This window comes from Streptomyces yokosukanensis (genome assembly GCF_001514035.1).
Classification (GTDB): Bacteria; Actinomycetota; Actinomycetes; order Streptomycetales; family Streptomycetaceae; genus Streptomyces; species Streptomyces yokosukanensis.
The window spans coordinates 107,026-123,547 of record NZ_KQ948226.1; the positions used below are offsets into that span (position 1 = coordinate 107,026).

General features: G+C 72.1%; 13 protein-coding genes. 7 read left to right on the top strand and 6 right to left on the bottom strand.

What is annotated here, in order from left to right:
- Positions 1 to 23 precede the first annotated feature (23 nt).
- The 6 genes from AQI95_RS37125 to AQI95_RS37150 form a co-directional block, all read right to left on the bottom strand.
- Positions 24 to 1,325, bottom strand: coding sequence for an alpha/beta fold hydrolase (locus tag AQI95_RS37125; protein WP_067134663.1), 1,302 nt, complete (start codon positions 1,323 to 1,325; stop codon positions 24 to 26).
- A 110-nt stretch (positions 1,326 to 1,435) separates the two neighbouring features.
- A complete protein-coding gene (locus tag AQI95_RS37130; protein WP_067134665.1) occupies positions 1,436 to 2,461 on the bottom strand; it encodes a LacI family DNA-binding transcriptional regulator in 1,026 nt (341 codons plus the stop codon).
- A 98-nt stretch (positions 2,462 to 2,559) separates the two neighbouring features.
- On the bottom strand, positions 2,560 to 3,639 hold the full coding sequence (rhaS, locus tag AQI95_RS37135; RefSeq protein ID WP_067134667.1) for a rhamnose ABC transporter substrate-binding protein: 1,080 nt from the start codon (positions 3,637 to 3,639) through the stop codon (positions 2,560 to 2,562).
- Positions 3,640 to 3,722: 83 nt separating this feature from the next.
- Complete coding sequence (locus AQI95_RS37140) at positions 3,723 to 4,685, bottom strand: ABC transporter permease (protein WP_067134670.1); 963 nt, start codon at positions 4,683 to 4,685, stop codon at positions 3,723 to 3,725.
- A complete protein-coding gene (locus AQI95_RS37145) occupies positions 4,678 to 5,748 on the bottom strand; it encodes an ABC transporter permease (protein WP_067134671.1) in 1,071 nt (356 codons plus the stop codon). The genes AQI95_RS37140 and AQI95_RS37145 overlap by 8 nt, the downstream gene beginning before the upstream one ends.
- Positions 5,745 to 7,262, bottom strand: a complete 1,518-nt coding sequence (locus AQI95_RS37150) for a sugar ABC transporter ATP-binding protein (protein ID WP_067134673.1) — start codon at positions 7,260 to 7,262, stop codon at positions 5,745 to 5,747. The genes AQI95_RS37145 and AQI95_RS37150 overlap by 4 nt, the downstream gene beginning before the upstream one ends.
- Positions 7,263 to 7,531: 269 nt before the next feature.
- Between AQI95_RS37150 and rhaI the strand changes: the two genes are divergently transcribed.
- The 7 genes from rhaI (at position 7,532) to AQI95_RS37185 (ending at position 16,507) form a co-directional block, all read left to right on the top strand.
- Entirely contained in the window at positions 7,532 to 8,701 is a 1,170-nt protein-coding gene (gene rhaI / locus AQI95_RS37155) for an L-rhamnose isomerase (protein ID WP_067134676.1), read from the top strand.
- 108 nt (positions 8,702 to 8,809) lie between these two features.
- On the top strand, positions 8,810 to 10,849 hold the full coding sequence (locus tag AQI95_RS37160) for a bifunctional rhamnulose-1-phosphate aldolase/short-chain dehydrogenase (protein ID WP_067134678.1): 2,040 nt from the start codon (positions 8,810 to 8,812) through the stop codon (positions 10,847 to 10,849).
- The gene (locus AQI95_RS37165) at positions 10,846 to 12,294 is read left to right on the top strand and encodes a rhamnulokinase (RefSeq protein WP_067134679.1); all 1,449 of its coding nucleotides are present in this window, start codon (positions 10,846 to 10,848) and stop codon (positions 12,292 to 12,294) included. Before AQI95_RS37160 ends, AQI95_RS37165 begins: the two co-directional genes overlap by 4 nt.
- Positions 12,295 to 12,365: 71 nt before the next feature.
- The gene (locus AQI95_RS37170; protein WP_067134680.1) at positions 12,366 to 13,121 is read left to right on the top strand and encodes a (Fe-S)-binding protein; all 756 of its coding nucleotides are present in this window, start codon (positions 12,366 to 12,368) and stop codon (positions 13,119 to 13,121) included.
- A complete protein-coding gene (locus tag AQI95_RS37175; protein ID WP_067134681.1) occupies positions 13,118 to 14,629 on the top strand; it encodes a LutB/LldF family L-lactate oxidation iron-sulfur protein in 1,512 nt (503 codons plus the stop codon). The genes AQI95_RS37170 and AQI95_RS37175 overlap by 4 nt, the downstream gene beginning before the upstream one ends.
- Positions 14,626 to 15,267: a LutC/YkgG family protein gene (locus AQI95_RS37180; protein WP_067134685.1), complete on the top strand. Its 642-nt coding sequence runs from the start codon at positions 14,626 to 14,628 to the stop codon at positions 15,265 to 15,267. The genes AQI95_RS37175 and AQI95_RS37180 overlap by 4 nt, the downstream gene beginning before the upstream one ends.
- Positions 15,268 to 15,352: 85 nt before the next feature.
- Positions 15,353 to 16,507 carry a betaine/proline/choline family ABC transporter ATP-binding protein gene (locus AQI95_RS37185; RefSeq protein WP_067134687.1) on the top strand — a complete coding sequence of 385 codons (1,155 nt, stop codon included), beginning with the start codon at positions 15,353 to 15,355 and terminating at the stop codon, positions 16,505 to 16,507.
- Positions 16,508 to 16,522 lie beyond the last annotated feature (15 nt).

A 16,522-nucleotide genomic window follows, 5' to 3' on the forward strand; every position in this document is an offset into this window, starting at 1 on the left:
CGGCCGGTCGCGAGTCCCGTGCCTCACACCTCGTCGCGGGTCAGGGCCAGCAGCCGGTCCAGGACGCGTGGTGCGCCCGCGCGCAGGCCGTCGTGCTCGAACTCGTCGGTGACCCAGGTGCGCAGACCGCGGACGGCGCGGGCGGTCTCCAGGGAGTGCGCGGCGTCCACGTACATGTCGTCGTGGTAGATCGCGGCGGCCACCGGAACCTCGTTGGCGGCGAGGCGGGAAGGGTCGTACAGGGGCCGCCAGTCGGTGCGGGCGGCGAGCAGCGCGGCGGTCTCGCGCAGCGGGCGCAGCGCGGGGTCGGCCTCGAACATCCAGGGGTGGACGGTCTCCCCGGTGAACAGCACCGGGGCGTCGCCCACCAGCGCCTTCGCCGCGTCGAACTGCGGGAACTCGGCGCGGACCCGCTCGGCGGCCCAGGCGGTGGGCCGGACGTCCTGGCCGTAGATCGACTCGTGGACCAGCGCGTACAGGGGGTGGCCGGCGTACGACAGCAGGGACTGGGCCTGCTCCTGGAAGGCGTCGGACAGCTCGGGGCCGCCCGGTGTGCGGACGAAGGCGTCCTCCAGGAGGTGGTGCAGACGGTGGCTCCCCTCGCTCGCGCCGAGCATCAGGCCGAGGGACTGGAACGCCTCGACAGTGAACCGGTAGCCGTTCGGGAGCACCACGTCGTGGCTGAGGAGGTGGTCGGCGATACGGCGGGCCCGTTCCACGTCCTGCGGGTAGCGGGCGTAGTGCGCGGTGACCTTGCGTTCGATGCGCGGGAAGGCCGCGCGGTACACGTCGTCGGCGTGGGCGTGCAGGGAGGGCAGGCCTCCGGTGATGACGGCGGTGGCCAGGCCCTCGGGGGCGAGGGAGAGGTACGACACCGTGCAGAAGCCGCCGAAGCTCTGGCCGAGCACGGTCCACGGGGCGCCGCCGGTGACCTCGCGGCGGACCGCCTCGCAGTCGCGGACGATGGAGTCGGCACGGAACCGGGTGAGGTACTCGGCCTGTTCGGCGGGTCCGCCGCGCAGCGGGAGCGTCTGCCGGGTGGCGGGGGTGGAGCTGCCGGTGCCGCGCTGGTCGAGCAGCAGGACGCGATAGTCCTTCAGCGCCCGGTCGAGCCAGGCCTGACGTCCGACGAAACGATTCGCCCCGAAGCCGGGACCGCCCTGGAGATACAGCAGCCACGGCAGCTCCTGCCCGGCCTTGTCGCTCGCGACCGCCTCGCGGGCGTACAGCTCGATGGCCTCGCCGTCCGGATCGGCGTGGTCGAGGGGCACGGTGAAGCGGCGGTCGGTGAGGATGACGCCGGGCTGGCGGTAGCTGAGGCTCAACGGGTCTCCTGGGACGGACGGGACGGACGGGTCCCAGTTCAGCACATGAGCGGCCGCGCCGACCCCCCGGGGATCATGGAATTTCACTGAACCACCGGTCAGTTCCGGGATCAGCGGACGACGAGGCTGGAGCGGCGCACCACCAGCTCCGGCTGGAGCACGACCCGGCGGTGCTCATGCCTGCGCTCGCCCTCTTCCTGCTCGGTCTCCTCCAGCAGCAGTTCGGCGGCGAGGGCGCCCATGGTGACGGCGGGCTGCCGTACGGAGGTCAGCGGTACGGCGGCCGCCGCCGCGAACTCGATGTCGTCGTAGCCGACGATCGCCAGGTCGTCCGGCACGCGGACGCCGGCCGCGTACATGGCCTGCAGCACTCCGAGGGCGAGCAGGTCGTTGGCGCAGAACACGGCGGTCGGGCGGTCGGCGAGGCCCAGCAGCCGGGCGCCCGCGTCCCGGCCCGCGGCCACGTCGAGGCGTTCGGTGGGCAGTTCCCGCAGCGCCTCTTGGCCGAGTCCCGCTTCGGCCAGGGCGTGCAGCGCTCCGGTACGGCGGTCCCGGACCTGGTTGAGCCCGGGCGGTCCGCTGACGTAGGCGATGGAGCGGTGCCCGGCGTCCACCAGATGACGGACCGCGAGCGCACCGCCGGCCTCGTCGTCCACGGACACCGAACACTCGGTGGTGCCCTCGGAGACCCGGTCGACGAGCACGAACGGGATGGCGTGCCGACGGAAGGCCTCGATGTTGCGGCCGGTGGCGTCGGCCGGGGTGAGCAGCACACCCCGCACCCGCTGCTCGGCGAACAGGGAGAGGTAGTCGGCTTCCTCGGCGGCGTTCTGCGCGCTGTTGCACACCATCACGCCGAGCCCCGCCGCACGGGCCGCCCGCTCCGCGCCCCGCGCCACGTCCACGAAGAACGGGTTGCCCATGTCGAGCACGAGCAGCCCCATGATCCGGCTGCGGCCCGCGCGCAGCTGGCGCGCGGACTCGCTGCGGACATAGCCGAGCCGGTCGATCGCGGACTGCACCCGGGCCCGGGTCTCGCCGGCGACGGTGTCCGGACGGTTGATGACGTTCGACACCGTGCCCACCGAGACTCCGGCGGCGCGGGCGACGTCCTTGATACCCACCGACTGGGCCATCGGGCGAAGACCTCCAGGGGACGAGGGGCGGCGGGGCGGATTTCGGATTGACCTTCACATTACCGTCGTGCCGGCAGGGCGAAGTCGGCCATGTGCTGCTAGAAGTCGAACCCGTCGATGTTCTTCGCGTCGAACACGGTCGGCCTGCCCAGGTTGATCACGCCGCCCCTGCCGATGGTGTACGTGGTCCCGCCGGCCCTGAACGTCTCGCCCTCCTTGCCGGAGATCTGCCCCGAGGCCAGCGCGACCACGGTCCGGGCGGCCAGGTCGCCGAGCTTCGCCGGGTCCCACAGCTCGAAGGCCTGCACAGTGCCGTTCTTGACGTACTTGCGCATGTCGTCGGGTGTGCCGAGGCCGGTGAGCGCGACCTTGCCCTTGTACGTGGAGCCGGACAGGTACTGGGCCGCGGCCTTGATGCCGACCGTGGTCGGGGAGATGATCCCCTTCAGGTCCGGGTGCTCCTGCAGCAGGCCCTGCGTCTGCTGGAAGGACTGCTGGGCGTCGTCGTTGCCGTAGGCGATCTTGACGAGCCTGACGTCCTTGTACTTGGGATCCTTCAGCTCGTCCTTCATGTAGCCGATCCAGGTGTTCTGGTTCGTCGCGGTCTGCGCGGCCGACAGGATCGCGATGTCGCCCTTGTAGCCGATCTGCCGCGCGAGCAACTGCACCTCGGTACGGCCCAGATCCTCGGCGGACGCCTGCGAGACGAAGGCGTTGCGGCAGCCGGGGTCGGTGTCGGAGTCGTAGGTGACGACCTTGATGCCGTTGCTCATGGCCTGCTTGAGCGCGGTGCACAGGGCGCCGGGGTCCTGGGCGGAGACGGCCATGCCGTCCACCTGCTGCTGGGTGAGCGTGTTGACGTAACTGACCTGCCCGGAGGTGTCGGTGGCGCTGGAAGGACCCACCTCCTTGTACGTCGAGCCCAGTTCGGCGAGCGCCTTGCGCCCGCCCTTGTCGGCGGTCGTGAAGTAGGGGTTGTTGACCTGCTTGGGCAGGAAACCGACGGTGAGCCCCTTCTTGGTGGCCGCATGCGGATCGGCCTTTCCGGCGGAGGCGGCGGCGGAGTTGTCGGCCTTGACGTCGTTCTTGGTGGTGCCGCCGCAGGCGGTGAGGAAGAGGGCGAGGGAGGTACCGGCGGCCAGGGCGGCGCAGGTGCGCCGGAGGGGTGACGTGAGCATGGAGGCCTTCTCTACGAGGGACGATGGACGCGCCACCGAGGGGCGCGGGGAACTGCGCGGCCTGCCATGCACGGCCGCGGCGTTCAGACGGACCGCCGCACGCCCCCGATCTGTCGCGCCGCCCGCGGCCCGAGCACGGAGACGACGAGCAGCACACCGGTGACGACGGTCTGGGACTGCGCGGAGACGTTCACCAGACTCATCACGTTCTGCAGCGCGCCCAGGAGGAACACGCCGGCGAGCGCACCGCCCAACGTCCCCCGGCCGCCGTCGAAATCGATCCCGCCGAGCAACACGGCTGCCACGACGGAGAGTTCGAGCCCGGTGGCGTTGTCGTACCGCGCGCTGGCGTAGTGCAGCGCCCAGAAGACACCGGTGAGCGCCGACATGAACCCGCTGCACGCGAAGAGCGCCAGCTTCGTCCGCTTCACCCGGATCCCCGCGAACCGCGCCGCCTCCTCGCTCGCCCCGACCGCGAACAGCGACCGGCCGAACGGGGTGGCGTGCAGGACGACGACGGCGAGGGCGAGCAGCGCCAGGAAGGGCAGGAAGGCCTGCGGCAGGAAGGAGCCGCCGACGCGGCCGGACGCGAAGTCCAGGTACCGGGCGGGGAAGTCGGTGACCGCGTCGGAGCCGAGGACGATCTGCGCGATGCCCCGGTAGGCGGCGAGGGTGCCGATGGTGACGGCGAGGGACGGCAGGCCGAGGCGGGTGACGAGCAGCCCGTTGAGCAGTCCGCAGGCGAGGCCCAGCAGCAGGCACAGCGGGATGATCGTCTCGATGGCCAGGCCCTCGTTCCAGAGCCGGCCCAGCACCGCCCCGGACAGCCCGGCCGTCGACGCCACCGACAGATCGATCTCGCCGGCGACCACCAGCAGGGTCATCGGCAGGGCGATCAGCGCGATCGGGAGCGTGTTGCCGAGGAGGAAGGACAGATTGAGGGCGTTGCCGAAGCCGTCCACGCATCCGAACGACAGCAGCAGTGCGAGGAGGAGGGCGCCGACGACCGTGTCCCAGCGGACGGCGCGGGTCAGCGAATCAGGCATCGGCGTTCTCCTTCGTCACGGCGGTCCTCCTGCGGTCCGACTTCTTCTTCAGGGCGGCCGCGACCCGCAGCGCCACGATCCGGTCGACGGCGATGGCGAGCAGCAGCAGGACGCCGTTGACGGCGAGCACCCACACGGAGCTGACACCGAGCGCGGGCAGCACGCTGTTGATCGAGGTGAGCAGCAGAGCGCCGAGAGCGGCGCCGTACACGCTTCCCGAGCCGCCGGTGAAGACGACCCCGCCGACCACGACCGCGCTGACGACGGTGAGTTCGTAGCCGTTGCCGGTGCCGGAGTCGACGTTGCCGAACCGGGCCAGATACATCGCTCCGGCCAGTCCGGCGAGCGCGCCGCAGAAGGTGTAGGCGGCCAGGATGCGCCGCCGCACGGGGATGCCGGCGAGCCGTGCCGCCTCGGGGTTGGAGCCGAGGGCGTACAACTCCCGTCCGCTGCCGAAGTGTCCGAGGCAGGAGGCGGTGGCGACGAGCACGGCGAGCGCGATCAGGGCGGGCCAGGGGAGCACGGACAGGCCGCCGGAGCCGAAGCCGACGAAGCCGCCGGGCAGGTCGGCCGCGGTGATCTGCCGGGAGCCGACCCAGATGGAGTCGACGCCCCGGATGATGTAGAGGGTGCCGAGCGTGACGACCAGCGCGGGTACCTGGCCGAGGCTGACCAGCAGTCCGTTGAGCAGCCCGAGACCGGTGCCGAGCAGCACGGCGAGGAGGACGGCCACGAGGGCGTTCCCGCCGCCCTGGAGGAAGGTGCCTGCGGCGAAGGCGCTGATGCCGAGGGTGGAGCCGACGGACAGGTCGACGTTGCGGGTGATGACGACGAGGGACTGACCGGTGGCGACCAGCACCAGGATGGTCGCGTTGAGCAGCAGGTCCTTGACGCCCTGCTCGGACAGGAACTGGCTGTTGCCCGCCTGGGTGATCGCGATCATCACCAGGAAGACGACGAGGATGGCGAGTTCGCGCATCCGCAGCAGGCGCTCGACCAGCCGGCTCCCGCCGGACCGGGGAGCCTCGGCGACGGGGGCCGGGTTCGGAGTCGTCACCGTCATACGGCGGCCCTCCCGGTGGCTGCGGCCATCACGCTCTCCTCGGTGGCCCGGGCCCGGGGGATGTCGGCGGTGAGCCGGCCCTCGTGCATCACCAGCACCCGGTCGGCCATGCCGAGGATCTCCGGCAGGTCGGAGGAGATCATCAGTACCGCGACCCCCTCGGCGGCGAGCCGGGACAGCAGGCGGTGCACCTCGGCCTTCGTACCGACGTCGATCCCGCGCGTCGGCTCGTCCACGATGAGCACCTTCGGGCCGGTGGCGAGCCACTTGGCGAGGACGACCTTCTGCTGGTTGCCGCCGGAGAGGGTGGAGACGGCGTCGGCGATCCGGGCGTACTTCACCTGGAGCCGGACCGCCCAGTCGAGCGAGCGGCTGCGTTCGGCGCGCCGGTCCACCAGTCCGGCCGTCACGGTCGTCCGCAGCCCGGTCAGGCCGATGTTCCGCTCGATGGACATGCCCATCACCAGGCCCTGGGCGCGTCGGTCCTCGGGGACGAGGGCCAGCCCGGCGGCCATGGCCGTGGACGGCGCGCCGCGCGGAAGCCGGCGTCCGACGACCTCGACCTCCCCCGCGTCCCACCGGTCGACGCCGAACACCGCACGGGCCACCTCGGTACGGCCCGCGCCGACCAGCCCCGCGAGACCGACGATCTCACCGCGCCGCACCTCGAAGGACACGTCGGTGAAGACGCCTTCGCGGGTCAGCCGGCGCACACTGAGCGCGACCTCGCCCGGGGTGGCGTCCTGCTTCGGATACAGCGCGGCCAGGTCGCGGCCCACCATCCGGCGGACCAGGTCGTCCTCGGTCATGCCGGCGAGCGGCTCGTCGGCGATCCGGGCGCCGTCCCGCAGTGTGGTGACACGCCGGCAGATCTGGAAGATCTCGTCGAGCCGGTGCGAGACGAACAGCACGGCGGCGCCCTGCGCGCTCAGCGTGCGCACGACACCGAAGAGCCGGGCGACCTCGCTGCCGGTGAGGGCGGCCGTCGGCTCGTCCATGATCAGGACCCGGGCGTCGAACGAGAGCGCCTTGGCGATCTCCACGATCTGCTGGTCGGCGATCGACAGTCCCCGGGCGGGGCGGCCGGGGTCCAGTCCGACGCCGAGCCGTTTCATCAGGGCGGCCGTGGCCGCGCGGGTGGCCCTGTGGTCGATGCGGCCGAGGGCCCGCTTGGGCTGGCGGCCCATGAAGATGTTCTCGGCGATGGACAGGTCCGGGAAGAGAGTGGGTTCCTGGTAGATGACGGCGATCCCGGCGTCGCGCGCGTCGCCGGGGCCGTGGAAGACGACGGGCTCGCCGTCGAGCAGCACCTGGCCGGCGTCCGGCCGGTGCACCCCGGCGAGGGTCTTGATCAGCGTCGACTTGCCCGCGCCGTTCTCGCCGGCCAGCGCGTGCACCTCGCCGGGCAGCAGCTCCAGGCAGACGTCCCTGAGGGCGTGCACGGCGCCGAAGGACTTGGAGACACCCTTCAGCGCGAGCACCGGCGCCGGCCCCGGGTCAGGCGGGTGGGTCATGTCAGGCTCCTCGACGACACCGGCGGGAGCACCGCGAGGGCTCCACCCCGTCGTGAAAGGTTTCAACTGGATTGCCGGGACCGTAGGCACCGCGGCCGGGGCGCGTCAATGGGTCCGTATCGAAAAGGTTTCGATGGCTAAAGGTTACGGCGGAGTCACGGCCGACGGTGTCGGCCGGAGCGCTTGACACCCCTTCGGAGGGCCCCTAGCTTGCCGTCCTGAATCGTTTCATGACTCCGTCGCCAACCGACACCACCAGGAGCACTGCAGTGACCGACCGCGCCGCGGTGAAGGCCGCGCTCAAGACCCAGGCCGTCGAGACGCCGTCGTGGGCGTACGGGAACTCCGGGACCCGCTTCAAGGTGTTCACCCAGGCAGGTGTGCCCCGCGATCCGTGGGAGAAGCTGCAGGACGCGGCGAAGGTCCACGAGTTCACCGGCGTGGCCCCGACCGTCGCGCTGCACATCCCCTGGGACCGGGTCGACGGCCACGACGGATACGCGGAATTGGCGAAGTACGCCGAGGAGCGCGGGCTGCGGCTGGGCGCGATCAACGCCAACACCTTCCAGGACGACGACTACAGGCTGGGCAGCATCTGCCATCCGGACGCGGCGGTACGGCGCAAGGCCCTCGATCATCTGCTGGAGTGCGTCGACATCATGGACGCGACCGGGTCGCGGGATCTGAAGCTGTGGTTCGCCGACGGCACGAACTACCCCGGCCAGGACGACATCCGCGAACGCCAGGACCGGCTGGCGGAGGGGCTGGCCGAGGTGTACGGACGGCTCGGCGAGGGGCAGCGGATGCTGCTGGAGTACAAGTTGTTCGAGCCGGCCTTCTACACGACCGACGTGCCGGACTGGGGCACCGCCTACGCCCACTGTCTGAAGCTGGGACCGAAGGCGCGGGTCGTGGTCGACACCGGGCATCACGCGCCGGGGACCAACATCGAGTTCATCGTGGCCACGCTGCTGCGGGAGGGCAGGCTCGGAGGGTTCGACTTCAACTCGCGGTTCTACGCGGACGACGACCTGATGGTGGGAGCGGCCGATCCCTTCCAGTTGTTCCGGATCATGTGCGAAGTGGTGCACGGGGGCGGGTTCACGTCCGAGGTCGCCTTCATGCTCGACCAGTGCCACAACATCGAGGCGAAGATTCCGGCGATCATCCGGTCGGTGATGAACGTCCAGGAGGCCACGGCCAAGGCGCTGTCGGTCGACCGCGAGGCGTTGGCCGAGGCTCAGGTCTGCGGGGACGTGCTGGGGGCCAACGGTGTGCTGATGGACGCCTACGGGACCGATGTGCGGCCGGTGCTGCGCGAGGTGCGCGAGGAGATGGGACTGGATCCCGAGCCGCTGGCCGCGTACGCGCGCTCCGGGTGGGGCCGGAGGATCGTCGCCGAGCGCGTCGGGGGGCGGCAGGCCGGCTGGGGGGCCTGAGCGTCCGCCGGGTTCTCCCGTCGGCGGGGTGCGGGCCGTCCGTGGCGGTGCGCTCCGATCCCCGCGGCCCTTCGACACCTGCCCCCTTCTGAAAAGGAACCGGAAGCCATGACCACCCGTCCCGAAACCTCTGCCCTCCTGGACCGTGCCCATCGGCTCGGCGCCGATCCCCGCAACACCAACTACGCCGGCGGGAACGCCTCCGCGAAAGGCCTCGCGACCGATCCCGTGACCGGTGGCGACGTCGAGCTGATGTGGGTCAAGGGGTCCGGAGGCGATCTCGGCACCCTCACCGAGGCCGGACTCGCCGTGCTGCGGCTGGACCGGCTGCGGGCCCTCGTGGACGTCTATCCCGGAGTCGAGCACGAGGACCGGATGGTCGGCGCGTTCGACTACTGCCTGCACGGGAAGGGCGGGGCCGCGCCGTCCATCGACACCGCCATGCACGCGCTGGTTGACGCCCCGCACGTCGATCATCTGCATCCGGACTCCGGTATCGCGCTCGCCTGCGCGGCGGACGGGGAGAAGCTGACCGCCGAGTGCTTCGGGGACCGGGTGGTGTGGGTGCCGTGGCGGCGGCCCGGGTTCCAGCTGGGGCTCGACATCGCCGCGGTCAGGGCCGCCCGTCCGCGAGCCGTCGGGTGCGTTCTCGGCGGACACGGGATCACCGCCTGGGGCGAGACCTCCGAGGAGTGCGAGCGCAACTCCCTGTACATCATCCGCACGGCCGAGGAGTTCCTCGCCCGGCGCGGGAAGCAGGAGCCCTTCGGACCGGTCGTCGAGGGGTACGAGGCGCTGCCCGAGGCCGAGCGGAGGGAGCGGGCGGCCGCCCTCGCACCGTATGTGCGCGCCCTCGCGTCCCAGGACCGGCCGCAGGTCGGGCACTTCGAGGACGCCGACGTGGTGCTGGACTTCCTCTCCCGGGCCGGGCATCCGCGCCTTGCCGCGCTCGGCACCTCCTGCCCCGACCACTTCCTGCGCACGAAGGTACGGCCGCTGGTGCTGGACCTGCCGCCGACCGCGCCACCGGAGCAGGCCGTGGCCCGGCTGAAGGAGCTGCACGCCGGGTACCGCGAGGAGTACGCCGCCTACTACGCGCGGCACGCGCTGCCCAACTCCCCCGCCCTGCGCGGCGCCGATCCGACGATCGTGCTGATCCCCGGGGTCGGCATGTTCTCCTTCGGCAATGACGGGCAGACCGCCCGCGTGGCCGGTGAGTTCTACGTCAACGCCATCAACGTGATGCGCGGCGCGGAAGCCGTGTCGACGTACGCGCCGATCGAGGAGGCCGAGAAGTTCCGCATCGAGTACTGGGCCCTCGAGGAGGCCAAGCTGCGGCGGATGCCGCGGCCCCGGCCGCTGGCGACGCGGGTCGCCGTCGTCACCGGGGCCGGCAGCGGGATAGGGAAGGCGATCGCGCACCGGCTGGTCGCCGAGGGGGCGTGTGTCGTGGTCACCGATGTGAACGGCGAGAGCGCCGCGGCCGTCGCCGCGGAGCTGGGCGGGCCGGACCGGGCCGTCGCCGTCACCGTGGACGTCACCGACGAGAAGCAGGTCGCCGGTGCGTTCCGGGCCGCCGCGCTCGCCTTCGGCGGGGTCGACCTCGTCGTGAACAACGCCGGGATCTCCGTCTCCAGGCCGCTGCTGGAGACCTCGGCGCGGGACTGGGACCTCCAGCACGCCGTCATGGCTCGCGGGTCCTTCCTCGTGTCGCGGGAGGCGGCCCGGGTGATGATCGCGCAGGGGCTGGGCGGTGACATCGTGTACATCGCCTCCAAGAACGCCGTGTTCGCCGGGCCGAACAACATCGCGTACTCCGCGGCCAAGGCCGACCAGGCACATCAAGTGCGGCTGCTGGCGGCCGAGTTGGGGGAGCACGGGATCCGGGTCAACGGGGTCAACCCGGACGGTGTGGTGCGCGGCTCGGGCATCTTCGCGGGCGGCTGGGGTGCGCAGCGGGCCGCGGTGTACGGGGTGCCGGAGGAGAAGCTGGGGGAGTTCTACGCACAGCGGACGATCCTGAAGCGGGAGGTGCTGCCCGAGCATGTCGCCGGTGCCGTCTTCGCGCTCACGGGCGGCGACCTCACCCACACCACGGGGCTGCACATCCCCGTCGACGCGGGTGTGGCGGCCGCGTTCCTGCGATGAGCACGGGCGTGCACACGTACGCCGCGGTCGATCTGGGCGCGTCCAGCGGGCGGGTGATGGTCGGCCGGGTGGGCGCGGACTCGCTGGAGCTGGGCGAGGCGCACCGGTTCCCCAACCGGCCGGTGCGTCTTGCGGAGGGGCTGCGCTGGGACGTGCTCGCGCTGTACGGCGGCGTCCTGGACGGGCTGCGGGCGGCGGGCCCGGTGGACTCCGTCGGCCTCGACGGCTGGGGCGTCGACTACGGGCTGCTGGACGCCGACGGAGCCCTGCTGGGCAACCCGGTGCACTATCGCGACGCCCGCACGGAGGGCGTCGCTGAGAAGGTGTGGGCGACCGTGCCGGCCGCGCGGCTGTACGCGGCGACGGGCGTCCAGTACGCGCCGTTCAACACGCTGTACCAGCTGGTCGCCGCCCGTTCGAGCGTTCAACTGGCGCAGGCACGGAGGCTGTTGCTGATCCCGGACCTGCTGTCGTACTGGCTGACCGGCGAGCAGGGCACCGAGCTGACCAACGCCTCCACCACCCAGCTGATCGACCCGCGGACCCGGACCTGGTCGTACGCCCTCGCCGAGCGGCTCGGTGTCGACCTCGGCCTGTTCGGGCCGCTGCGGCGGCCCGGTGATCCGGCCGGGGTGCTGCGGCCCGAGGTGCTCCGGGAGACGGGGCTGGCCGGTCCGGTGCCGGTGACGGCCGTCGGCTCGCACGACACCGCCTCGGCGGTGGCCGCCGTCCCCGCGACCGGTGAGCGTTTCGCGTACATCTGCACCGGCACCTGGTCCCTGGCCGGGCTGGAGCTGGCCGCTCCCGTGCTCACCGAGGAGAGCCGGGCCGCGAACTTCACCAACGAGCTGGGGCTCGACGGCACGGTCCGGTATCTGCGCAACATCATGGGACTGTGGCTGCTCCAGGAGTGCCAACGGGTCTGGGGCGGGCCGGACTTGGAGACGCTGCTGCGCGAGGCCGGAGCCGTGCCGTCGCTGCGCTCGGTGGTGGACGCGGGGGACGCGGCGTTCCTGGCGCCGGGACGGATGCCGGAGCGGATCGCCGCCGCGTGCCGGGCGTCCGGGCAGCCGGTGCCGACGACGCGGGCGGAGGTCACCCGGTGCATCCTGGACTCACTAGCCCTCGCCCACCGGCGGGCGGTCGAGGACGCGCGGCGGCTGGCCGACCGACCGGTGGACGTGGTGCATCTCGTCGGGGGCGGCACCCGGAACGCGCTGCTGTGCCAGCTGACCGCGGACGCCTGCGGGCTGCCCGTGATGGCCGGTCCGGCCGAGGCGGCCGCCCTCGGCAATGTGCTGGTCCAGGCCCGGGCCCACGGGCTGGTCGGCGACCTCGCCGAGATGCGCCGGCTGATCTCCCGTACCCAGCCGCCGGTCCGGTACGAGCCCCGCGGCGACGACGCGCGCTGGCGGGCGGCCGAGGCGCGGCTCGCCCCGCGATAGCGGCACTCTCCCCACGGCGATCTCCGCCGACTACCCTGCACTCGTCCGATGACCGATCCCGAGGAGCCGCGATGCGTGTCGCTCTGTTCCTGACCTGTGTCAACGACACGCTCTATCCGGATACCGGCCGCGCCACGGTGAAACTGCTGACCAGACTGGGTGTCGACGTCGACTTCCCGAGCGGCCAGAGCTGTTGCGGGCAGGCGCACTACAACACCGGCTATCGCCATGAGGCCGAGCCGCTCGCCCGGCACTTCTCCGATGTCTTCGGCGGCTACGACGCGATCGTGACCCCGTCCGGGTCCTGCGGGGCGATGGTGCGGGAGCTGTATCCGCGGATGGGTGAACGGGCCCGTGCCGAGGGCCGCGGGGACGCGCTTGCACGGACGCTGGCGCCGGTGGTGCCGAAGACGTACGAGCTGACGGAGTTCCTGGTGGATGTGCTCGGGGTGACGGACGTCGGCGCCCGATACCCGCACAAGGTCACCTACCATCCGACCTGCCACGGCCTGCGCTCCCTCGGTCTGGGCGACCGGCCGCGGCGGCTGCTGCGGGCGGTGCGGGATCTGGAGCTGGTCGAGCTGCCGGGGGCCGAGGAGTGCTGCGGCTTCGGGGGCACGTTCGCGCTGAAGAACGCGGAGGTGTCGGCGGCGATGGGCGCGGACAAGGTGCGCAGTGCCGAGTCGACGGGCGCGCAGGTGCTGTGCGCGGCCGACAACTCGTGTCTGATGCACATCGGCGGCACGATGAGCCGGTCGGGCAGCACCATGCGGCCGGTGCACATCGCGGAGATCCTGGCGAGCACGGAGGAGGAACCGGCGGTATGAGCAGAACGTTCGTCGGCATGCCCGCATCTCCCCCACCCGCCCACCCGGCGTTCCCGAAGGCGGCACGCGATGCCGTTCGCAATCCCACGCTGCGGGAAAACCTGCGCCACGCGACCCATACCATCCGCGCCAAACGGGCCAAGGCCGTCGCGGAGTTGTCCGACTGGGCCGGGCTGCGCGAGGCGGGGCGCCGGATCAAGGACCACACGCTGCACCATCTCGACCGCTATCTGGAGCAGTTGGAGGAGTCGGTCACGGCGGCGGGCGGCACGGTCCACTGGGCCGCCGACGCCGAGGAGGCCAACCGGATCGTCGCCGCCCTGGTCAAGGAGACCGGCGAGTCGGAGGTCGTCAAGGTCAAGTCGATGGCCACGCAGGAGATCGGGCTGAACGAGGCCCTGGAGGCCGAGGGCATCCGCGCCTACGAGACCGATCTCGCCGAGCTGATCGTGCAGTTGGGCAAGGACCGTCCCTCGCACATCCTGGTACCGGCGATCCACCGCAACCGCGGTGAGATCCGGGACATCTTCCGCGCGGAGATGGGCGCGTGGGGCCGTCCGGCCCCCGAGGGGCTCAGCGACACGCCCGCCGAACTCGCCGAGGCCGCCCGGCTGCATCTGCGGGAGAAGTTCCTGCGGGCCAAGGTCGGCATCTCGGGGGCCAACTTCATGGTCGCCGAGACCGGCACGCTGGTGGTGGTGGAGTCCGAGGGCAACGGCCGGATGTGCCTGACCCTGCCCGAGACGCTGATCTCGGTCGTGGGCATCGAGAAGGTGGTGCCGACCTGGCGGGACCTGGAGGTCTTCCTGCAGACGCTGCCCCGCTCCTCCACCGCCGAGCGCATGAACCCGTACACGAGCATGTGGACCGGGACGACGGACGGCGACGGGCCCCGCACCTTCCATCTGGTGCTGCTCGACAACGGCCGCACCGACACCCTCGCCGACCGGGTCGGCCGCCAGGCCCTGCGCTGCATCCGCTGCTCGGCCTGCCTCAACGTCTGCCCCGTCTACGAGCGGGCCGGCGGGCACGCCTACGGCTCGGTGTACCCGGGCCCGATCGGCGCGATCCTCAGTCCCCAACTCCGGGGCACGGCAAGCGAGATCGATGCCTCGCTGCCGTACGCGTCGACTCTGTGCGGCGCCTGCTACGAGGTCTGCCCGGTCGCGATCGACATCCCCGAGGTGCTGGTGCATCTGCGGGAGCGGGTCGTGCAGGGCGGCCCCGCGGTGCGGCGGGGCGACAAGGTGGTGCTGAAGCCGGCCAAGGGTCATGCGGCCGAACGGGCGGCCATGCGTGCGGCGCGCTGGGCGTTCACCCACCCCGGTGCCCTGCGCGCCGGGCAGCGGCTCGCCTCCCGCACCCGCCGGCTGCACCCTCGTGCGCTGCCGGGTCCGGGCCGGGCGTGGAGCGGCACCCGGGACCTGCCGGCCGTACCGGCGGAGCCGTTCCGGGACTGGTGGCAGCGCACACAGGGCGAGAGCGGCGAGCAGGGGGCGGGCAAGTGAGCAGCAGGGACCGGGTCCTGGGCCGGGTGCGGCGGGCACTCGCCGATGTGACCCCGCACGACGGGCCGTACGAGGAGGCCGTGGGCCGGGACTATCTGCGCGAGCACGGGGAGCGTACGACCGGGCGGACCGTGGAGCTGCTGGCCGAGAACCTGGCGGACTACCGGGCGATCGTGCACCGCGCCGGCGCCGAGGAGCTGCCGGACCTCGTGGCGCGGCTGCTGGCCGGGCGCGGCTCCCGGGAGGTGCTGGTGCCGCCCGGTCTGCCGCCCGGGTGGCTGTCTGCCGCGGACGTGGTGCGGGTCCAGGACCTGGCGGAGAGCACCCCGCAGCGGCTCGACCGGGTCGACAGTGTGGTGACGGGCTGTGCCGCGGCGATCGCCGAGACCGGCACGATCGTCCTGGACGGCTCCCCCGACCAGGGCCGGCGCCGCATCTCGCTCGTCCCCGACCATCACATCTGTGTCGTCCGCGTCCCGGAGCAGGTGGTCTCCTCGGTCCCGCAGGCCCTCGAACGCCTCGATCCGGTGCGCCCGTTGACCTGGATCTCGGGCCCGTCGGCCACCAGCGACATCGAACTCGACCGGGTGGAGGGCGTGCACGGCCCGCGCACGCTGGAGGTGATCCTGCTCGGCTGACGGAACGTCCCGGCCCGATTCCGCGCGGTGACCCGTTTCACCTCGTCGGCGGGCATGCCGCGGGCGGCGCCGTTAGCGTGAGGGAATGATCCGGTTCGAGCAGGTCACCAAGCGCTACCCGGACGGTACGACGGCCGTGGACGACCTGTCCTTCGAGGTGGCCGAGGGTGAGCTGGTCACCCTCGTCGGCCCGTCCGGCTGCGGCAAGACCACGACCATGATGATGGTCAACCGGCTGATCGAGCCGACCTCGGGACGGATCTTCGTGGAGGGTGAGGACGTCGCCGCCGTCGATCCGGTGCGGCTGCGCCGCCGCATCGGGTACGTCATCCAGCAGGTCGGCCTCTTCCCGCACCGCACGGTCCTCGACAACACCGCGACCGTGCCCGCGCTGCTCGGCTGGAAGCGGCCGAAGGCGCGGGCGCGCGCCGCCGAGCTGCTGGATCTGGTGGGGCTCGACCCGAAGACGTACGGGCCGCGCTATCCCGAGCAGCTGTCCGGCGGGCAGCGGCAGCGGGTGGGGGTGGCGCGGGCGCTCGCGGCGGATCCGCCGGTGCTGCTGATGGACGAGCCGTTCGGCGCGGTCGACCCGGTGGTGCGCGAGCAGTTGCAGGACGAGTTCCTGCGGATGCAGGCCGCGGTGCGCAAGACCGTGCTGCTGGTCACGCACGACATCGAGGAGGCCGTCCGGCTCGGCGACCGGATCGCCGTGTACGGGCAGGGCCGGATCGAGCAGTTCGACACGCCGGGCACGGTGCTCGGGGCGCCCGCGACCCCGTATGTCGCGGGGTTCGTGGGCGCCGACCGGGGCCTGAAGCGGCTGTCGGTCACCACGATCGAGCCGGACGACCTGGAGCAGCCGCCGGTGGCCCGGCTGGACGAGCCCGCGGCGCGAGCTGTCGAGCGGCTGCGGGCCGAGCGCGCCCGCTGGGCCGTCGTCCTCGACGCGGACGGTGATCTGCGCGGCTGGGTCGGCATCGACGAGCTGACGGCGGGCGGCACGGTGGGGGAGCTGACCCACCGGATGACCGCGTGGGTGCCGGTGGGCGCACCGCTGAAGCAGGCGTTCGGGGTGATGCTGCAGTACGACGCGGGCTGGGTCGCGGTGGTGGACGGCGCCCGCTTCCTCGGCGTGCTCACCCCGGCGAAGCTGCACGAGGCGCTGCGCCGTTCGGTGGACGCGGACGCGCGGGGCGTGGCGCGGGGGCAGGTCAGCTTCGACTCGGTGTCCGACGCCTGAGCGGAGTCGGCCGGG